The organism is Streptomyces johnsoniae, assembly GCF_031845565.1.
GTDB lineage: Bacteria > Actinomycetota > Actinomycetes > Streptomycetales > Streptomycetaceae > Streptomyces > Streptomyces johnsoniae.
On record NZ_JAVREV010000123.1, the window covers coordinates 1 to 240 of the forward strand.

At 58.8% G+C, this 240-nt stretch carries 1 protein-coding gene; it reads left to right on the top strand.

Annotated elements, in window-relative coordinates; all coding sequences use genetic code 11:
• Window positions 1–240 (top strand): acyltransferase domain-containing protein (locus RM779_RS33565; protein ID WP_311621570.1); only part of this gene is annotated, 240 nt, incomplete at both ends.

Consider the following 240-nt stretch of genomic DNA (forward strand, 5'->3'; position numbering starts at 1 on the left):
GGGTTCCGGTGGATTATGCGTCGCATTCGGCTCAGGTGGATGCGATCCGCGATCAGATTCTCGAAGACCTTGCGGGGTTGGTGCCGGGGTCGGGTCGGGTGCCGTTTTATTCTTCGGTGACGGGTGGGTTGTTTGATACGGCGGGGTTGGATGCGGAGTATTGGTTTACGAATTTGCGGGAGCGGGTGCGGTTTGATGAGGTGGTGCGGGGGTTGGGGGATGCGGTGTTTATTGAGTGCA